The organism is Allomuricauda sp. NFXS6, assembly GCF_040148835.1.
Taxonomy (GTDB): Bacteria; Bacteroidota; Bacteroidia; order Flavobacteriales; family Flavobacteriaceae; genus Flagellimonas.
In genome coordinates, this window is sequence record NZ_JAGEMG010000001.1 from 604015 (window position 1) to 620623 (window position 16609).

Genomic DNA, 16609 nt, shown 5'->3' on the forward strand with positions numbered 1-16609 from the left:
TTGCTAAGCGTTATGGCGCTCACGTGCCAACAAGGTGTTCTTGAGCAGCATGGCAATGGTCATGGGCCCTACTCCCCCAGGCACAGGGGTGATAAAAGATGCTTTTTTACTCACATTTTCAAAATCCACGTCTCCTGTAATGTAGTATCCTTTTTCGCGGGATTCATCGGGAACACGGGTAATACCAACATCAATAATCGTCACACCATCCTTGACCATATCGGCTTTTAGGAATTTTGGAACCCCTAAAGCAGATATCACTATATCCGCTTGAAGTGTCAATTCCTTTAAATTTTTGGTTCTACTATGTGCCAGGGTAACAGTGGAATTTCCTGGATTTCCCTTTTGGCTCATTAAAATGCTAATAGGCCTTCCAACAATATGGCTCCTACCGATAACCACGGTGTGTTTCCCTTCGGTTTCCACCTTGTAACGCTTCAACAATTCCATAATTCCAAATGGAGTGGCGGAAATAAAGGTCTCCATATCCAAGGCCATTTTCCCAAAATTGGTCGGATGGAAGCCGTCCACGTCCTTATCAGGGTCTACGGCCATCAGCACTTTTTCCTCATCAATATGTTTTGGCAAGGGAAGTTGAACAATATAACCGTCAATATCCGCATTGGCGTTAAGTTCAGCCACCTGCTTTAGCAGTTCCTCCTCTGTGGTTTCTTCTGGAAGATGGATTAGGGTGGACTCAAACCCTATTTTTTTACAGGAACGCACCTTACTGCCCACGTAGGTAAGACTTGCTCCATCATTACCCACCAATACAGCTGCCAAATGAGGAACTTTTTCGCCCCGTTCTTTCATTTGGGCCACCTCAACGGTGATTTCTTCTTTTATCTGGTTCGATACTTTTTTTCCGTTAAGGATTTCCATGGATTATGCTGGCTTTTGGTTCTGACTTCTGACTTCTGACTTCTGACTTCTGACTTCTGACTTCTGACTTCTGACTAAGTTACCTCATATTCTGCATCATCTGCATCATCTTTTTGCCTCCGCCGCCCTGCATCATCTTCATCATCTTGCTCATTTGATTGAATTGCTTTAGCAACTGGTTCACTTCTTGAATGGATGTTCCGCTACCCGCAGCAATACGTTTTTTGCGGCTTGCGTTCAAAGTGGATGGTGTGGCCCGTTCTTCCGGTGTCATGGAGTGAATAATGGCTTCAATGTGTTTGAAGGCGTCATCATCAATATCCAATCCTTTCAAGGCCTTTCCTGCGCCCGGGATCATTCCCATGAGATCCTTCATGTTCCCCATTTTCTTGATTTGCTGAATCTGGCTCAAGAAATCATCAAACCCAAACTTATTTTTGGCAATTTTCTTTTGAATCTTGCGTGCCTGTTCTTCATCGAACTGCTCTTGGGCACGTTCCACCAAGGATACCACGTCTCCCATTCCAAGGATACGATCGGCCATTCTGGAAGGATGGAACACATCAATGGCTTCCATTTTTTCTCCTGTACCAATAAACTTGATTGGTTTGTCCACCACGGATTTAATGGAAATGGCGGCACCACCTCTGGTATCACCGTCAAGTTTGGTCAATATAACCCCGTCAAAATTCAGTACATCGTTAAATGCCTTTGCAGTGTTTACCGCATCTTGCCCCGTCATGGAGTCTACCACAAACAAGGTTTCCTGTGGCTTTACGGCTTTGTGGATGTTGGAGATTTCATTCATCATCTGCTCATCCATAGCCAAACGACCCGCGGTATCAATGATCACTACATTGCACCCTGTACTTTTTGCATGGGCAATACCTGCCTTGGCAATGGCAACAGGATCGTTGTTGTCCCGATCGGAATAGACCTCCACCCCTATTTGATCACCTACCACGTGCAACTGATCTATCGCCGCTGGACGATATACATCACAGGCTACCAAAAGTGGTTTCTTTGTTTTCTTATTCTTTAGGAAGTTGGCCAGTTTACCTGAAAAGGTGGTTTTACCAGAACCTTGCAAACCTGACATCAAGATTACAGATGGATCGCCCGAAAGGTCGATACCTTCTGCCTCGCCTCCCATGAGCTCGGTAAGCTCATCCTTTACCAATTTTACCATGAGCTGACCTGGCTGAAGGGTGGTCAACACGTTTTGGCCCAACGCTTTTTCCTTTACCGTATTGGTAAATTCCTTGGCTATCTTAAAGTTAACATCGGCATCCAACAAGGCTCTGCGAACCTCCTTAAGGGTCTCTGCTACATTAATTTCCGTAATCTGTCCATGTCCTTTAAGAACGTGGAATGCCTTATCTAACTTTTCGCTTAAATTATCGAACATAGGTTCTATGTTTTAAAGAGGGACAAATTTAAGAATAATATAAAAGAAAAAGGACGGCTTTGGGGAGAGCCGTCCTTCTTTTGGAAAAAAGATTGGGGAAAATATTTAATTCTTTTCGAAAACCAGTTTATCGGTTCCACCATTACCTCCGCTTTCATCGATCAATTCAATTCTAACAGAGGTATACTTCACAATATCCCAATCATCTGTCAAGTCAGCAAAATCGGCAGGAGTGCTAAAGGCAATGTTGAAATCCACATCGCTATCGTCATCTGGGCTGTCGTCATCACCATCATCGTCCAAATCAGAAATGGACCAAGTACCGTTTACATCCGTGGTACCATTGGAGGCAAGCAGAGTCCCATCGGTATTAAAGGTAAATGTATAACCATTAAAATGGTCGGTCTCTTCCTTATCATCAAAGTAGTAAGTAATGGTCCATGAGCCACTTGCGGCTATTCCCGTAAGTTCGGTGACCTCGGCTCCAGATATATCGTTAAGCATATCATCATCGTTATTGTTCTCGCAGCCTACGGATATAATAAACAATAGAACCGCTGTAAGTCTTAAAATTGAGGTTTTCATATATAATAATTGAATAAAAGTTTAGTGTTCTCGTTTTATATCGGGGGTTATGGTTTTTCGAATACCAGCGTATCCACTGAGCCATCATCGCTTTCATCGGATAGCTCGATTCGAGTGGAAGTAATGGAAACTACTTTCCAATCCTCAGTCAATTCTGATAGGACATCCATGGTGTCAAAATTGATAAAAAACTTTAGTCCTTCTTCGGAATCCCGCAGCACTCTCCAAAGACCTGTAGCCTGTGGGTCTGCATTTATGGACACCTCCACTTGATGCATCTCGCCAAAATTAAAGTCCATTCCAGCGAAAGAAGTTGTCAAATCGGTACTGCCTTCTTGGTAAAGGGACACATTCCAAGGTCCGTCCAAGGCGATTCCTCTTATTTCTACCACATCTCCGTCGTTAGCACTGTTATCGCATTCACGCAGCAAAGTCATTTCGTGATCGGCATCATCGATTTCAAACTCCAATCGTGACTGTAGCATTTTGCGAATGGGCCATTCAAAGCTAACTCCGGGTTCATCTCCAATAGTTATCATTAGAGAAAGTTGCAACTGACTGTTCAAACCTGTTTCCCAAGTACCTTGTTTGGTATTCACACCATTGCTCAAGGTAACAGTGCCGCCAGCGGCAAATTCAAATTCGTAGCCCAAAAGTCTTTCTATTTCCTCACCTTGGTTTTCCACTTCTTTGATAATCCATTTACATTCTTTGAGCAAAGCTATAAAAGCCTCCCTGTCTATTGGATTGGAATCGTCTAAATCACATCTCTCTTTCAATATGATTTTGTTACCATCGTCCTTGTAGAGTTTGATCTTGTCATCATCCAGTTCATACACTCGTGCATCTATTGTAAAATCCGGGAAGTTTTCAAAGTCAAGGCTCAGCATGACACCGTTATCTGACATGCTGGTGCTCCAAGTTCCCATGATTTCATCGGCAGTAAAGGTGGTAAAGTAGACCGTACCATCAGCAGAAAAAGTCAACAGACGCTCAATGTACTGTTCTGTATTGTCCACACTGTTTCGGATGACCTGCCTTACCTGCAATGGGCATTCCAATAACAGCTCGTCCAACTCGGATTCGGTAAAGTCGTCATCATTGTAATCATCATCGTCATCTTCGTCACATTGGTTTTTGGCCATTTCGAGCGCTGCGGCCAAGGCTGCGTTATTCTCGATCACCACTTGGGTGCCATCAAATTTGATAAGAGTAATTGGAAATTCGATACTGATCAAATCGTCATCATCCAGTTCGTCAAAGAATCGCCTCATTTCTCGGTCGCTCTCAATAATCACTTGACCGGACTGTTGATTGTCCACACCAAAGGTGAATAGCGTAATGGGATAAACAAAATCGATACATTCAATATCGTCATCGTCACCTTCTTCAAAACACTCCCTTGCATACTGCTCCAGTTGATCTTGATTTTCTATGGTGATTTCACTGAAATCGGAAAGCGTGATGGTAATGGGGAAAAATATATCGAGGATATCATCATCATCATCCAGTTCGTCAAAAATTTCTTCAACCAAATCCAAATCCTCCTTGGAATCGATGGTTATTTCCACTCCGTTCACATTTACGGTATATGGAAACTGTACGGCGAAGCAACTGGCACCATCCACAATGTTGTCATAAGAACCATCATTGGAAGAGGTCTTCTGGATCAAATCGGCCGTAGAGGAACTAGCGGAAATAGTTTGATTTTCTGGATCATCTCCAATTCTTTCAAACTCTTCTTGGCAGGCAGTAAAACCAAGAACAAGTACTACAAGTAATGTACGCATCAAGTTGTTTATCAACTTTTTCATAACAATTGAATTTTGGGGTTATATTCAACCTTAAAACAACCCTATCTAAAAAAACCCTACTTTTTCTTTAAAATTTTCAAATATATTTGACCTACAAACAATTTTCCCGCTATGAGCAACGTCTGCGAAGACCATATTTTCAGTGAAGTATTTAAGGCCCACTCCAAAACGGTCTTTAATTATATTTTCTACAAATTCGGGAATGAGGAAAAAGCGAATGATGCGGTACAGGAAGCCTTTGTGAAGTTGTGGCAGAACTGTGCCAAAGTGAGCCCTGAAAAGGCCAAATCTTATGTGTACACCATAGCCAACAACCTTTATTTAAATGTAATAAAAGCAGAAAAGGTAAGGTTAAAGCATGCTGACAGCCTTATAAGGGACAGAACCAATGAGTCTCCAGAGTTTTTAATGGAGGAGAAAGAATACAAGATAAAATTAGACAATGCCCTAAATGCCCTGCCCGAAAACCAAAGAACCACTTTTTTGCTCAACAGGATCGATGGAAAAAAGTACGCAGAAATTGCAGAAATTGAGGGTGTAAGTGTAAAAGCTATCGAAAAACGGATGCATTTGGCACTCAAAAGCTTACGGGAACAGATTGATGGAATTTAAGAATGGGACACAAAAAAAAGACAGGAGACCTTGAACTTGATGTTGGAAGCACGAAGCTTGAGTTTGAACTAGATGTTTGATTTTAAGCCTGAGTTGAGCACAGTCAAAACGTCTGATGTCAGCTCGCAGTAGACAGTAAGAAGTCGGTAATAGCTCCAGCCTTTGTCGTTTGGTCCTGATTCATGAATCTAAGTTCTTGAATTTGGAATTTGGAATTTGGAATTTGGAAAAGTAGGGTATTTTAAAAGGTAGTTGTTATTATAACGTAAAGCATAGAACCCATGCAAGAAAATTATTTGGCAAAATGGCTTAGTAATGAGCTTTCGGAAGAAGAACTTCGGGAATTTAAAAATTCCGAGGAGTTTGCTTCCTACCAAAAGCTCAAAGATGTTTCAAGCAGTTTGATGGCGCCCGAGTTTGATTCGGACAAAGCCTTGCAGCGCTTGAAAAACGAGCATATTAAAAATGCGCCAAAGGTAATTTCCTTGAACCCGTTCAAGAAATTCCTTAGGGTTGCTGCCGTTATTGCCGTGCTCCTTGCCGGTTCTTACTTCTACATCGACACTTTGAACGAAAAAGTGACTACCGAGTTCGCCGAACGTTCCGAAGTTGTGCTTCCTGATGATTCCGAAATATTTTTGAATGCCGATTCTCAAATATCTTTCAGTGAAAAAAAATGGGACAAAAAAAGAAACGTTGATTTAAAAGGTGAGGCCTTCTTTAAAGTGGCCAAAGGAAAAAAATTCACGGTCTCTACCGATCAAGGCACCGTAACCGTGTTGGGAACCCAATTCAACGTAGAAAACAGAAAAGGTTTTTTTGAGGTGACCTGCTACGAGGGTCTGGTTAGCGTAACCCACAAGAACGAAGAGCTAAAATTGCCCGCGGGAAATTCCTTCTTGGTAATCAATGGAAAAATTATCTCTACCGCAACTCCTGATGGCAAATTACCCTCTTGGATGAACAACGAAAGTAGTTTCGAAAGTATTCCATTAAAATATGTCTTTGCTGAACTCGAAAGACAGTTCAATATCAAAGTAACCACAGAAAATATCGACACAAACCTCTTATTTACCGGGTCTTTTAACAACACAGACCTAAATATGGCGTTAAAAAGTATAAGTACCCCCTCCCAAACACATTACAAAATAGACGGAGACAACGTACTTTTTTATGCTGGGAACACACTACAATAAGCATTTGGGCCTCGCCTTGGTTTTTTTGTTTTTCATGTTTTGCAATATCAATGCACAGGAAAAGCAAAGGACTTCCATTGACCTTGTTTCCTACTTAAAATTATTGGAGACCCGATACGACATCAAATTTTCATATATCGATAAAGATTTGGATGGACTTACCATTGTTGTTCCTGAAAACCTCAACGCCATAGAAGAAATTATACAATACATAGAGGGTACTTTTCGCATTGAAGCAGAAAAACTTAACGACCGGTATTACACTCTTTCCAAAAACAGTAGGGTGAACATCTGCGGAATAGTTTTGGATAATTTTGCGGACAACACTGTCACAGGTGCCACCGTGGAGGTATTGGGGACTGACGTAGCCAAAATCACTGACAACAATGGCTCTTTTTCATTGGAGAACGTTCCTCGCAACGCATCTTTGCAAATTCGATATTTGGGATACGTCACCAAATATGTAAAAATTGAAACACTTTTACAGCAGAGAGGTTGCCCTAAAATTCTATTGGCACAATATTATGAGCAGTTGGATGAAGTATTCGTTTATAAATACCTTACTTCGGGAATCATTAAAGAAAAAGATGCGAGCATCACATTGAACACTGCCACGTTTGGTATCCTTCCAGGATTGATTGAACCTGACATACTCCAAACCGTACAGGCCCTGCCAGGTATTAAAAGTATAGATGAAACTGTTTCCGATATTAACGTGCGCGGTGGAACCAACGACCAAAACCTTATCCTATGGAACGGTATTAAAATGTATCAATCCGGCCATTTTTTTGGACTCATCTCTGCATTTAACCCTTACCAAACCGATAAAGTAACCGTTTACAAGAACGGTACACCCACCAATTTTGGGGATGGCGTGAGCAGTGTCATCCAAATGGAAACAGGAAATTCCATTCCTGAATCCTTTAAAGGTGGTGGTGGTTTTAATTTGATAAGTGGTGATGTTTACGCAGAAATTCCTGTATCCAATAAATTGGGAGTTCAATTTTCAGCCAGACGTTCAGCTACCGATTTTTTAAGCACTCCCACCTACAAACAGTTTATCAACAGGGCTTTTCAGGATAGTGAGATCACCCTTCAAAACAATAGTACCGTAAATGATGAATTCATCCGGGATGAAGACTTTTTCTTTTATGATTTTTCGGGTAAAATCTTGTACGACCTCAACGATGACCATAAAATTAGACTGAGTGCAATTCACATTAAAAATAATTTAAAATTTGAAGAGACCAATGTATCTGCTGATCAGACCAATATCAGTTTATTAAAACAGGACAATATTTCGGTGGGTGGGCAATTGCAGAGTAATTGGACGAATAGGTTCTCTACTAATCTTAATATATATTACTCCAAGTACAATTTGGATGCTCAAAACGTTTTTGCAAACCAAGTGCAGCAACTGTTCCAGAACAACCAAGTGACGGAAAATGCATTAAAACTGAATTCAAATTATGTACTAACGGATGAATTAAACTGGAGCAATGGGTATCAATACATTGAAACAGGTATTATTAACGCAACTAAAATCAACCAGCCAAACTTTATTAGTGAGATCAAAGGAGTCATCCGGACCCACGCCCCCTATTCACAGGTCAATTATAATTCTCCAAGGAACAAATTCATTGGAAAAATTGGGGCACGTGTCAATTTGATTGAGAATTTGGACACATTTCAGAAAGTACTCATTGAACCCCGAATCAACCTTAATTTTAAATTGGCCAATTATATTAGAGCGGAAGTGTTGGGTGAGTTCAAAAGTCAGACCACCAATCAGGTTATAGATTTGGAACAGAACTTTTTGGGTATTGAAAAACGCAGATGGATTCTATCTAACGACAAAAGCCTGCCTGTCACCAAAAGTAAACAAGGTTCCGTGGGCATCAATTATGAAAAGAACAATTTCTACGTTGGAGTCGAAGGTTTTTACAAAAAAGTGGATGGTATAAGTACCAGCACACAGGGTTTTCAAAATCCCTATCAATTTTCGGGTGAAATAGGCAGCTACGATGTTAAGGGTATTGAACTGCTCATCAACAAAAAAGGAGACAATTATAGTACATGGTTAAGCTATGCTTATAACAAAAACGATTATACATTTGATTCCATTGTTCCCCAGTCCTTTCCCAACAATTTGGACATAAGGCACACGGTTACCTTCGCAAGCACCTACACCTACAAAGATTTGAAATTAAGTATCGGACTAAACTACAGGACCGGTAAACCATTTACCGAGCCAGTTGATGGAGATGAAGGCTTGGATGATGACTTTGTACCGCCCCGTATCAATTTCCAGTCCCCGAACAATAGCCGTTTGCCCGACTATTTTAGGGCAGATGCCTCTGCAATATATAATTTCCAGCTCAGTAGAAATATTCGGGCCAACGCCGGATTGTCCATCTTAAACTTCACGGACAGAAAAAATACCCTTAACAAATATTATCGCGTCAATGAGAATGATGAAATCGAGACCATAGAAAACTTTTCATTGGGCATCACCCCCAATGTTAGCTTTAGGGTGAGTTTTTAAATATTCTTCAATCTTTGTCATAACCAAAACATGGGGAACCGTAATTGAAGCAAGGAAACAAATAAGGCTTGAAAGCAAAAACTCCTCATTAATCTTTAAAAATAGGTACAACCCCAAAGTACCAAGTACGGAAACCAACCAATAAACAAAGCTGCTCCTGAAATAGCGATAAAATGTTTTCCAACTGACCTCTCCATAAAGAAACCGCATTTGATCCAATAATGACGGGATGCTGTGCCAAATGACAAAATAGATACAGAAAGCCCACAATAATGAAGCTGTATTAAAGATTACATAAAACACTCCCAAAAGAAACAACTCCAACAAAATAGAACTCCCCTTGCTACCAGAACAACCGAAATACAGCAAAAACAATCCCACGGATATGCCCAGCCCCAGGAAAATTTGACCAAAAATATAAGTAGGTACACTGTTTCCTGTAATATCCTTAACAATCCCCCCCACTTGGGGTATATGCGAATAAAACAGCATAAACAATATTAAAGCGCCATAAAGTGTGTAAAAAAGGCTTTTCCCCTTCAATTGCCTTTTCAAGGTACCGCTCCAATGTTGCTCCCCAAAATGATAACCGCTAAAGACTACAAACAATAGCAAGGCAATAGCAGGGAAAACATAAAATATGGCATATATAGTGGCAATCAATAAGATATAAAGTAAAGTCAAGCTAACCTTTGACATACTAATTTCCCTTTTATGAAAGTAAGACGTGAGTACTTCAACGTCGTTTGCGCCATGTAATATCCCAAAACTGATGATCAACACATAGGACAAGAACAACTCGAATTCCAAGGGCAAATAAACCGACAACCACAACCCAAAAAAAGTGGCCACCAGCAAAAAACTTGTTGTTCTAACAATTTTCAATATGTTTTGTTTAAATATTAATAAAATAAGTTATACAAAAATAGGGATTTATTGTTTAGTTTTTTATACATTTAGTTAAACAAAAAAACAATTGTACTATGGAAAGTTTAATTACTATGTTACCCACGGTGGCCAAAATAGCCACCAACGATTACGTTGGCTTCACCTTTTTTGTAGGGTGCATGGCCATGATGGCCGCATCGGCCTTCTTCTTTTTATCAATGAACAATTTTGATAGAAAATGGAGAACATCCATTCTGGTATCAGGATTAATTACATTCATTGCCGCTGTGCACTATTGGTATATGCGCGATTATTGGGCTGCCAATGGTGAATCACCCACCTTTTTCCGTTATGTGGACTGGATTCTAACGGTTCCCTTAATGTGTGTTGAGTTTTATTTGATTCTAAAGGTGGCTGGCGCAAAAAAAGCGCTAATGTGGAAGTTAATTGCCCTCTCCGTAATCATGCTGGTCACCGGTTATCTCGGAGAAACCGTATATCGTGACCAAGCCCAGATTTGGGGGCTCATTTCTGGAATCGCTTATTTCGTAATCGTTTACGAAATATGGTTAGGAGGCGCCAACAAGCTTGCCAGAGAAGCCGGAGGTGCCGTACTTTCTGCACACCGAACGCTATGCTGGTTTGTATTGGTAGGTTGGGCCATTTATCCTATTGGGTATATGGCAGGAACCCCAGGATGGTACGATGGAATTTTCAATGGACTATCCATGGACGTCATATACAACATCGGGGATGCCATTAACAAAATTGGATTTGGCCTTGTGGTTTATAATTTGGCGGTAATCGCCAATGAGAAGGCCTAATCTGATATCATTTTACTTAAACTTAGAAGAAATGGTCATGCAAAACATGGCCATTTTTTTTTACATCCGATCAGGAACATCAATACCCAACAAACGGAACGCGGATTGAATGACTTCGCCCACTTTTTGCGATAACTGTACTCTAAGGTTTTTCTTCTGCTCATCCGTTTCACCCAAAATGGATACCTGCTGGTAAAAAGAATTGAACTCCTTGACCAAATCATAAGTATAATTGGCAATTAAGGCAGGACTAAAATTCTCAGCAGCCAACTGAACCGTTTCCGGGAACAGCTGAATCTGCTTCAATAATTCTTTTTCCTTTTCGTGTAGATGCAAAGAGGTATCGACTGCGCTCGAACTCACATTCTCTGCCTTTCGTAAAATAGATTGAATCCTAGCGTAGGTATACTGAATAAACGGCCCTGTGTTTCCCTGGAAATCTACTGACTCCTCAGGATTGAACAAGATGCGTTTTTTGGGGTCAACCTTTAAAATGTAGTATTTAAGTGCACCCAAGCCTATGGTTCGATACAATTGTTTTTTCTCTTCTTCGAAATACCCTTCCAACTTGCCCAATTCTTGTGAAATGGATTCGGCCGTATCCTCCATATTTTTAATAAGGTCATCTGCATCCACCACGGTACCTTCCCTACTCTTCATTTTTCCACTGGGCAAATCTACCATTCCGTAGCTCAAGTGATACAATTGCTCCGCCCAAGCATAACCCAATTTCTTCAGGATAAGGAACAACACCTTAAAATGGTAATCCTGTTCGTTCCCTACCGTGTACACCATTCCATTGATATCCGGGAAATCAGTTACCCGTTGAATGGCGGTACCAATATCCTGTGTCATATACACCGCGGTTCCATCGGAACGAAGGACAATTTTTTCATCCAATCCTTCTTCGGTAAGATCAATCCAAACGCTGCCATCCTCTTTTTTAAAGAAAACACCGCGTTCCAGACCATCTTTCACCACATCACGACCCAACAAATAGGTATCGCTCTCGTAATACAATGTATCAAAATCGACACCTAGGTTTTTGTAGGTAGTAGCAAAACCATCATACACCCAACCATTCATTTTCTTCCAAAGTGCTACCACTTCCTCATCACCGGCCTCCCACTTACGGAGCATATCCTGTGCTTCCAACAAAATTGGAGCCTCTTTTTCAGCTTTTTCTTTTGGTGTTCCAGCCTCAACCAGTTCAGAAATCTGTGCTTTGTATGCTTTATCAAAAGCCACGTAGTATTTACCGACCAAGTGATCCCCTTTTAATCCAGAAGATTCGGGAGTTTCACCCTCTCCAAATTTCTGCCAGGCCAGCATACTTTTGCATATGTGGATACCTCGGTCATTGATAATTTGGGTTTTGTACACTTTCTTGCCCGATGCCTTCAAAATTTTGGCAACCGAGTATCCCAAAAGGTTGTTTCGGATATGTCCCAAGTGTAAAGGTTTGTTGGTGTTAGGTGAAGAATACTCCACCATTACCGCATCATCCGATTGGGATTTTACATAACCAAAATTGGTTTCACTAGAAATACTATTGAAAAAATTGAGGTAATAACTATCCTCAACAACAATGTTCAAAAAGCCTTGCACCACATTGCATTTGGCTACCTCCTCAACGTTTGCAACCAGATACTCTCCGATTTTGGTGCCAATCTGAACAGGATTCCCTTTAATTTGACGCAACATCGGAAATACCACTACGGTAATATCACCCTCAAAATCCTTTCGGGTAGGTTGAAATTCCACCGTAGGCAGCTCAACTTCGTACAGTTGTTTTACCGCCTCGATCACTTTTTGGCTCAAATCGTTTTGCAAACTCATCTAAAAGGCTTTTCAGGGCGCAAAACTACGCATTTTTTGGTCTTTTACCACACCATTATCAAATGGTCCGCCTTAATTTGACTATTTTTAGATATGCTATTGAACGTCTCCTACAACGACAAAAAAATCACCAAAAAAATTGACGAAGCCGTGGGCAAACCCCTCTCCATAAAAGAGCGTTTTGCACTGGGCGGTATCGGTTCACCAAAATTGCAGATTACCGAGGCCAGTATCGACATCTACAACCTGCTTATTTTGGACAGCAGCACCAATACCTGCAATGTTGAAATCCGTCCCAACGGCATCATTGTTCGGTTCCGTTCCCGCTTGGAAACCTATGGTCTAATCATCCCCTACTATAAATTGAATGTGTACAAGGGTGATATAGGCATTTATTCCATTTATATGGACCATTATTTCATTAAAGTACGCTCGGATACCAAAGCCATTCAAAAATTCTTTCGGAAATTACTGGACCATCGCGCCGATAACCTTCCCACCAATCTTGAAGATCTATGAAAATACTGCTTACAGGAGCCAATGGCTACATCGGGATGCGATTGTTGCCCAAACTTTTGGATATGGGCCATCAGGTAGTCTGTGCCGTTCGCGATGAAAAACGACTTTCAGTCGACGCCAAGACGCGTTCCAAAATTGATGTGGTAGAAATTGATTTTTTGGATGATCCGGAAAAGCAACAAGTTCCCGCAGATATTGATGCTGCCTACTACTTGATACATTCCATGACCTCTTCGGTCACGGATTTTGATGAAAAGGAAGCCCAAGCCGCAAAAAACTTCAATATTATTTTGGAGCACACCCAATGCAAACAGGTGATTTATCTCAGTGGGATTGTCAATGACAAAAAACTATCCAAGCACCTGAGCTCCAGAAAAAATGTAGAAGAGATACTCTACAAAGGCCCTTTTGATGTTACGGTGCTTCGCGCTGGGATCATTGTGGGTTCTGGTAGTTCTTCGTTTGAAATAATCCGTGATCTCTGCGAAAAGCTACCCGTAATGATCACACCCAAATGGGTGCTCACCAAAACTCAGCCCATCGCCATACGCGATGTGATTCAGTTCCTTACCGAAGTTTTGGGTAACAAAGACACCTACGACCAGTCTTTTGATATTGGCGGACCCGACATACTCACCTACAAGGATATGCTACATGGCTATGCAAAGGTCCGTGGCTTTAAAAACTGGATTTTCACAGTTCCCGTAATGACGCCCAAACTATCTTCGTACTGGCTCTATTTTGTTACCTCTACCTCTTACAAACTTGCGATGAACTTGGTGGACAGTATGAAAATGGAAGTCGTGGCGCAAGACAATCGCTTGCAAGAAATGTTGGGGATTGAAACGCACACCTACGAAGAAGCTATTGATTTGGCTTTCAAAAAAATTGAACAAAATTTGGTGATCAGTAGTTGGAAAGACAGCATTGCCAGCGGACAAATCCAAGAAGACCTCGAAAATTACATTCAAGTGCCCAAGTATGGTGTGCTTCAGGATAAAAAATCCATCCCGATAAAAGATGAAGATGCCGTTCTGGAAAACGTTTGGCGCATAGGTGGGGAAAACGGTTGGTACTATGGCAATTGGCTATGGAGATTTCGTGGGTTTCTGGATAAATTGGTGGGTGGCCCAGGACTCCGGCGCGGACGCACCCATCCCTACCGACTTTTCCCGGGAGATGCATTGGATTTTTGGCGCGTGCTCTTGGCAGATAAAAAGAATAAGCGTCTACTGCTCTTTGCCGAAATGAGAACCCCCGGAGAGGCTTGGCTGGAGTTTAAGATCGAGGATAGGGTGCTTTATCAAACCGCCACGTTTAGACCAAGGGGTTTATTGGGAAGGTTGTATTGGTATTCGGTTCTCCCGTTCCATCTTTTCATTTTTGGAAACATGATCAGGAATATTGCAAAAGTGTAAGTACTCAAAGTAAGAACCTTTGTCACATCGAGCGCAGTCGAGATGTTTTCATTTGTTGGTCATCATTTCTTGACATAAGATTTCTCGACTGTCCCCTACGACTGCGCTCAGGGTGACAGCTCAAAATTACAATCATACCAATAATTGAGCGTAGTGCTGTCATTCTGAAGAAGCTTTGCAACCGATGAATACATTTTTAAAGCTCAAGTACAGGTTTCAATTTCGAGAGCAAAAGATTCTTCACTCCAATCGGAATGACAAAGATGGCTGTTAGTGCTAATTAGAGTAATTCGTGTTAAAACCATTTGCGCTTCACCATTGACCCAACTCCCAACTCCCAACTCCCAACTCCCAACTCCTAACTCCCAACTCCTAACTCCCAACTCCTAACTCCTAACTCCTAACTCCTAAGCTGTTAAATTCCTATTAACCCGTATCGGGGATTCCGTTTTTCTTCGCACATTGTCACAAATTCCCTTAACAGTCGTCTAACCCACAGGCAACCTTTACCGTTTAAAAAGTGTCTTAGTATTGTAACCTTAGATAAAAATATGCTTCTCAAAAAAAATTTTTGTATTACCATTTTCACACTGTTGCTTGGATTTCCGCTTCTTGCCCAAACTGTTAGTTCCCGATTGGTGGATGCCAAGACACAAAAAGGCATTCCATATGCTACTGTTCAATATGGGGAAAATCAAGGAGTAATCACCAATGAGGAGGGCCGCTTCAGTTTTGTGCTGGAAGAAGGCATTAGCCTCCCCGACTCCATTTTTGTCACCTCAATGGGGTATGAGAAAAAAGGTTTCACTTTGGAACAAATGCAGGACAGCTTGGTTCCCTTGAATTCCAAAGCAATTGAACTGAGTGGCGTTTATGTGTTCGACAAGGAACTGGAAGTGGATGACATCATCGAAAAAATGATAGAGAACATTCCTCAGAATGTGAACAAAAGCCCCGTAAAACAACGATTTTTCCTTCGGAAGTCTGAATTGGCCAATATGCAGAAGGTGGATTTTGGTTTTGAAAAATCATCCATAAAAGAGTTGAACAAAGAACTAATGGACAGTATTGCCCAATCCATTCCCAGAAATGCATCGCACTACACCGAAAGTTTTGGTGACCTCTATAAAAACAATACCGATTACAAGCTCAACATCATAAAAGCAGCGGACCTTTACGACAAACGAGATGTGGGTTCCTTTGAGGACCTTGCCGAGCATATGGAAGATATTTTTAAGGAGAATGTAAAACCTGGCTCTTATCTTAAGATCAAATCGGGCATCTTCAGTGAAAAAATTCAAGTGGATTCCATTTTGGACACTATGGACGATGAACGTGTGGAACAAGTAAAAAAGGTGAAGGCCCAAGTGGAAAAGGATAGCATATCGGGATTAACGGATAGTCAACGCTGGGAATTCAAAGAAATGCTGAGTCAACTCTATTATAAAGAAGACACCAAACTCGACCTTGTGGACAAAACCCGTCGTTACGAGTTTCAACTGGCCGGCTATGCTGATATTGGCGATGCAGGAGTGTACGTAGTGGATTTTTGGCCCAAGCGCAGCAGTGCTGACTTTAAGGGGCGTCTCTATATAAACATAGAGGACTTCGCCGTAATGCGACTGGATTTCACCAATACGCAACGCTTACGCAACTTTAGGCTATTGGGCATTACCTACCGCGAAACGGTGTACAATGGAACGATGCGCTTTGCCAAATTGCCCAACGGCAGGTACGACCTTCAGTTTATGGATTTTTCCGATGGTAAATACTTTGCGGTGGACCGCCCGCTAAAAGTGGTGGAAAAGAACAAACACGTAAAGGGACGTCGCAAACAGAATGAACTAAAACTCAACATAGACTTTCGGATGAACATCACCGCCAAATGGGAACTGGTGGTATTTAACCAAGACGAAATTGCAGAGAACGAGTTTAAAACTTTCGAAGAAGACAAAACCATCCGTGCCACGTACATGCCACGCTACAATCCCGAGTTTTGGAAAGGCTACACCATTATGGAACCCAACCAAGCCATTCGTGGGTTTACGGTTGAGGAAGAGTAGCAGCCCTATCTTCCTT

13 protein-coding genes are annotated in these 16609 nt (G+C 41.5%); 7 read left to right on the forward strand and 6 right to left on the reverse strand.

Going from position 1 to position 16609, the window contains the following annotated elements; genetic code table 11:
* Positions 1–3: 3 nt before the first annotated feature.
* The 4 genes from J4E06_RS02570 to J4E06_RS02585 all read right to left on the reverse strand — a co-directional run bounded on the left by J4E06_RS02570 (position 4) and on the right by J4E06_RS02585 (position 4689).
* Positions 4–882: a bifunctional 5,10-methylenetetrahydrofolate dehydrogenase/5,10-methenyltetrahydrofolate cyclohydrolase gene (locus J4E06_RS02570; RefSeq protein ID WP_349522482.1), complete on the reverse strand. Its 879-nt coding sequence runs from the start codon at positions 880–882 to the stop codon at positions 4–6.
* Positions 883–961: 79 nt separating this feature from the next.
* A complete protein-coding gene (ffh, locus tag J4E06_RS02575; RefSeq protein ID WP_349522483.1) occupies positions 962–2290 on the reverse strand; it encodes a signal recognition particle protein in 1329 nt (442 codons plus the stop codon).
* 105 nt (positions 2291–2395) lie between these two features.
* A complete protein-coding gene (locus J4E06_RS02580) occupies positions 2396–2875 on the reverse strand; it encodes a hypothetical protein (RefSeq protein WP_349522484.1) in 480 nt (159 codons plus the stop codon).
* A gap of 47 nt (positions 2876–2922) precedes the next feature.
* Positions 2923–4689, reverse strand: a complete 1767-nt coding sequence (locus tag J4E06_RS02585; RefSeq protein WP_349522485.1) for a hypothetical protein — start codon at positions 4687–4689, stop codon at positions 2923–2925.
* A gap of 111 nt (positions 4690–4800) precedes the next feature.
* Here J4E06_RS02585 and J4E06_RS02590 point away from each other — a divergent pair, with 111 nt between their 5' ends.
* The 3 genes from J4E06_RS02590 (at position 4801) to J4E06_RS02600 (ending at position 9042) form a co-directional block, all read left to right on the forward strand.
* Entirely contained in the window at positions 4801–5301 is a 501-nt protein-coding gene (locus J4E06_RS02590) for an RNA polymerase sigma factor (RefSeq protein WP_349522486.1), read from the forward strand.
* A 281-nt stretch (positions 5302–5582) separates the two neighbouring features.
* Complete coding sequence (locus J4E06_RS02595; RefSeq protein WP_349522487.1) at positions 5583–6497, forward strand: FecR family protein; 915 nt, start codon at positions 5583–5585, stop codon at positions 6495–6497.
* Positions 6475–9042 carry a TonB-dependent receptor gene (locus J4E06_RS02600; protein WP_349522488.1) on the forward strand — a complete coding sequence of 856 codons (2568 nt, stop codon included), beginning with the start codon at positions 6475–6477 and terminating at the stop codon, positions 9040–9042. Before J4E06_RS02595 ends, J4E06_RS02600 begins: the two co-directional genes overlap by 23 nt.
* Here J4E06_RS02600 and J4E06_RS02605 read toward each other — a convergent pair.
* Positions 8998–9927 carry a Brp/Blh family beta-carotene 15,15'-dioxygenase gene (locus tag J4E06_RS02605; RefSeq protein ID WP_349522489.1) on the reverse strand — a complete coding sequence of 310 codons (930 nt, stop codon included), beginning with the start codon at positions 9925–9927 and terminating at the stop codon, positions 8998–9000. The two genes, J4E06_RS02600 and J4E06_RS02605, sit on opposite strands and share 45 nt — an antisense overlap.
* A 98-nt stretch (positions 9928–10025) precedes the next feature.
* Here J4E06_RS02605 and J4E06_RS02610 point away from each other — a divergent pair, with 98 nt between their 5' ends.
* Positions 10026–10754 carry a bacteriorhodopsin-like gene (locus J4E06_RS02610; RefSeq protein WP_349522490.1) on the forward strand — a complete coding sequence of 243 codons (729 nt, stop codon included), beginning with the start codon at positions 10026–10028 and terminating at the stop codon, positions 10752–10754.
* A gap of 60 nt (positions 10755–10814) precedes the next feature.
* Here the strand turns inward: J4E06_RS02610 and argS are convergent, their stop codons facing one another.
* Positions 10815–12593: an arginine--tRNA ligase gene (argS, locus tag J4E06_RS02615; protein ID WP_349522491.1), complete on the reverse strand. Its 1779-nt coding sequence runs from the start codon at positions 12591–12593 to the stop codon at positions 10815–10817.
* A gap of 93 nt (positions 12594–12686) precedes the next feature.
* On the opposite strand from argS, the gene J4E06_RS02620 reads away from it, so the two are divergent.
* From J4E06_RS02620 to J4E06_RS02630, 3 genes are all read left to right on the forward strand, one after another.
* Entirely contained in the window at positions 12687–13112 is a 426-nt protein-coding gene (locus J4E06_RS02620) for a hypothetical protein (RefSeq protein ID WP_349522492.1), read from the forward strand.
* Positions 13109–14530: an SDR family oxidoreductase gene (locus tag J4E06_RS02625; RefSeq protein WP_349522493.1), complete on the forward strand. Its 1422-nt coding sequence runs from the start codon at positions 13109–13111 to the stop codon at positions 14528–14530. Before J4E06_RS02620 ends, J4E06_RS02625 begins: the two co-directional genes overlap by 4 nt.
* A 551-nt stretch (positions 14531–15081) precedes the next feature.
* Positions 15082–16593 (forward strand): peptidase associated/transthyretin-like domain-containing protein, encoded by a 1512-nt coding sequence (locus tag J4E06_RS02630; RefSeq protein ID WP_349522494.1) that lies wholly within the window; start codon positions 15082–15084, stop codon positions 16591–16593.
* Positions 16594–16609 lie beyond the last annotated feature (16 nt).